This is a genomic window from Hymenobacter profundi (genome assembly GCF_019334315.1).
Classification (GTDB): domain Bacteria; phylum Bacteroidota; class Bacteroidia; order Cytophagales; family Hymenobacteraceae; genus Hymenobacter; species Hymenobacter profundi.
In genome coordinates this window covers 1-2155 of record NZ_JAHWGL010000194.1, presented here as the reverse complement: position 1 = coordinate 2155, position 2155 = coordinate 1, and the positions used below count along the sequence as shown (strand labels likewise).

The following is a 2155-nucleotide window of genomic DNA, read 5'->3' as shown; positions in this document are numbered from 1 at the left end:
GTGCCCAAGACCGCATCACTGTTATCCGCGCCACGCAGGGCGGGTAGGGGCGCGTCTGTCATCCTGAGCGCAGCGAAAGACCTTCTCACGGGAGAACGACCTTGCGTGAGATAGTCACTATCTCCCGTGAGAAGGTCCTTCGCTGCGCTCAGGATGACAAACAGACAGGTAACCGTCAACCATCCCAGATTTTATGAAAAAAGACCAGGCACCCCAGCAAACGCTGGTGGAGCGCCAGCCGCTCACCGGCTCGCGCAAACTCTACGTTCCCGGCCAGCTCTACCCCCACATTCGGGTGGCGATGCGCGAAATCATGCTGAGCGACACCAAGCGCCAGTTCGATTTCATGAATCCCACGGAGCAGAACCCGCCCGTGACGGTGTACGACACCAGCGGCCCCTACACTGACCCCAACGTGGAAATCGACCTGAAAAAAGGCCTGCCACGCCTGCGCGAAGAGTGGATTTTGGGTAGGGAAGATGTGGAAACGTTACCCGGCACCTCGTCGGACTACGGGCAGCAGCGCGCCGCCGATACCACGCTAGACCACCTGCGCTTCGAGCACATCCGGCCGCCGTTACGCGCCAAGGCGGGCCGCAACGTGTCGCAGATGCACTATGCTAGGCAGGGCATCATCACGCCCGAAATGGAGTACATCGCCATTCGGGAAAACCAGCGCATCGATCAGCTAGCCGCCGATGATGCGCTACGGGTGCAGCACCCCGGCCATAGCTTTGGCGCTAATACACCAAAGGGGCACATTACGCCGGAGTTTGTGCGCCAGGAGGTAGCGGCGGGTAGGGCCGTGATTCCCTGCAACATCAACCACCCCGAAAGCGAGCCGATGATTATTGGGCGCAACTTCCTGGTGAAAATCAACACCAACATCGGCAACTCGGCCGTGACGTCGAGCATTGAGGAAGAGGTAGATAAGGCCGTGTGGAGCTGCCGCTGGGGCGGCGATACGCTGATGGACCTGAGCACCGGCAAGAACATCCACGAAACCCGCGAGTGGATTATCCGCAACTGTCCGGTGCCGGTGGGTACGGTGCCCATTTATCAGGCCTTGGAGAAGGTGAACGGCAAGGCCGAGGACCTGACCTGGGAGTTGTTCCGCGATACGCTCATCGAGCAGGCCGAGCAGGGCGTGGACTACTTCACCATCCACGCCGGGGTGCGCCTACCCTACATTCCGATGACCGCCAAGCGCGTGACCGGCATCGTGTCGCGCGGCGGTTCGATTATGGCGAAGTGGTGCCTGGCCCACCACGAAGAGAGCTTCCTCTACACGCACTTCGAGGAAATCTGCGAAATTATGAAGGCTTACGACGTGGCCTTCTCGCTGGGCGACGGCCTGCGTCCCGGTTCTATTGCTGATGCCAACGACGCAGCGCAGTTCGCGGAGCTGGAAACCTTGGGTGAGCTAACCAAAATTGCCTGGGCGCACGATGTGCAGGTAATGATTGAAGGCCCCGGCCACGTGCCCATGCATCTGATTAAGGAGAACATGGACAAGCAGTTGAAGGAGTGCCACGAGGCGCCTTTCTACACCCTCGGCCCGCTGACCACCGACATTGCCCCCGGTTACGACCACATCACCTCGGCCATTGGCGCGGCCATGATTGGCTGGTTCGGCACGGCCATGCTTTGCTACGTGACGCCTAAGGAACACCTCGGCCTACCCAACAAGCAGGACGTGAAGGACGGCGTGATTGCCTACAAGATTGCCGCCCACGCCGCCGACCTCGCCAAAGGCCACCCGGGAGCCCAGTACCGCGACAACGCCCTGAGTAAAGCTCGCTTCGAATTCCGCTGGGAAGACCAGTTCAACCTAAGCCTGGACCCCGACACCGCCCGCGAGTACCACGACGAAACCCTACCCGCCGACGGCGCCAAAGTGGCGCACTTCTGCTCCATGTGCGGCCCGCATTTCTGCTCCATGAAAATCACGCAGGAAGTCCGCGACTTCGCCGCCAAGCAAGACCTCACCGCCGCTGAGGCTTTGACGAAAGGCATGGTGGAAAAGTCGCGGGAGTTCGTGGAGAAGGGTAGTGAGATTTATCTGTAACTAAAAACCATCTGTCATCCTGAGCTTGCGAAGGACCTTATCACGTGTGAACGACGAAATAGAACGTCATGTCGAGCGGAGTGAGAC

Annotated in this window: 1 protein-coding gene; it reads left to right on the top strand. The window is 59.7% G+C overall.

Annotated elements, in window-relative coordinates:
• Positions 1 to 193: 193 nt before the first annotated feature.
• Positions 194 to 2068 carry a phosphomethylpyrimidine synthase ThiC gene (thiC, locus tag KYK14_RS21825; RefSeq protein ID WP_219161755.1) on the top strand — a complete coding sequence of 625 codons (1875 nt, stop codon included), beginning with the start codon at positions 194 to 196 and terminating at the stop codon, positions 2066 to 2068.
• Positions 2069 to 2155: the final 87 nt, after the last annotated feature.

Excerpts from the sequence above, each read along its gene's own strand:
- thiC (WP_219161755.1), top strand. The coding sequence starts at position 194 with ATGAAAAAAGACCAGGCACCCCAGCAAACGCTGGTGGAGCGCCAGCCG.